Raw genomic sequence first — 972 nt, 5'->3', positions numbered from 1 at the left:
GGCGTTGAGATCGGTGATGGTATGGCGGTAGCAGGACAGTTTGGGCACACCTCTCGTGATGAACTCACGCCAGATGGCTTTACTGCCAATCATGCAGGCGGCATCTTGGGCGGTATCTCATCCGGTCAAAACATCAGCGTAAGTATCGCGCTCAAGCCGACGTCCAGTATCACAACGCCTGGCAAAAGTATCAATACCCAAGGGGAGGCGGTCGATATGCTAACCAAAGGTCGCCATGATCCGTGCGTTGGCGTGCGAGCGACGCCTATAGCTGAGGCTATGCTGGCCATTGTCTTGCTCGATCACTACCTGCGTAACCGTGGTCAAAACGGTGATGTCAAAGCGCCCGTTGAGTCCATTACTTAAAGCAGTATCTCTAGCTCTCTAGCACCGCCAAAAGCCATTTGCTTTCTCTTACTTCTGAGAAAACGAATGGCTTTTTTATGCGTATACCTTTAATTAATCGTAGACAAGTAACACTCTTAAATGAGCAAAAACTATCTAAGGTTTTGCTAAAGGCAAAGTAATACTCACCTTTACGCCGCTTACTTGCTGCTCGTTTACCTCAGTGATCGCATTATTTAGGCTAACGCTTCCACCATGATGTTCAACGACTTGCTTGACCAAAGTTAAGCCCAGCCCCGTGCCTTTTTTGGGAGCACTGTTAAAAGTATGATTTGTGCTTTCTTCACGGTTATCAGAGTGACTTTGGTTAGCATTTATGGTCATCAAACGCTGATGCGATAGACTAAAGTAGCGATCAAAAGCTTTGGCAAGGGCGTAGTCAGGAATAGCTTTGCCGTCATTAAAGATATCGATAGTCACCACCTCTTTGTTAATCGAAGTATGAATCGTTATGGTGACAATAGACTCAGCAAAATGAATGGCGTTGTCTAATAGATTTTGCAAAGATTGCACCAGCCAAAACCGATCGGCATATACGGTCGTTTGTGCAAGCATATCAGCAGATAA

2 protein-coding genes are annotated in these 972 nt (G+C 45.9%); one reads left to right on the top strand and one right to left on the bottom strand.

Going from position 1 to position 972, the window contains the following annotated elements; all coding sequences use genetic code 11:
• Positions 1-366: chorismate synthase (locus ACTXGO_RS14685; protein ID WP_443575043.1), on the top strand; the 366-nt coding region annotated here is incomplete at its 5' end.
• Between the two features lie 135 nt (positions 367-501).
• On the opposite strand, the gene ACTXGO_RS14680 is transcribed toward ACTXGO_RS14685, so the two are convergent.
• On the bottom strand, positions 502-972 hold a 471-nt coding region (locus ACTXGO_RS14680; RefSeq protein WP_443575042.1), incomplete at its 5' end, for an ATP-binding protein.

The sequence above is a fragment of the Psychrobacter sp. T6-1 genome (genome assembly GCF_052258445.1).
This window is presented reverse-complemented; position numbering and strand designations above follow the sequence as displayed.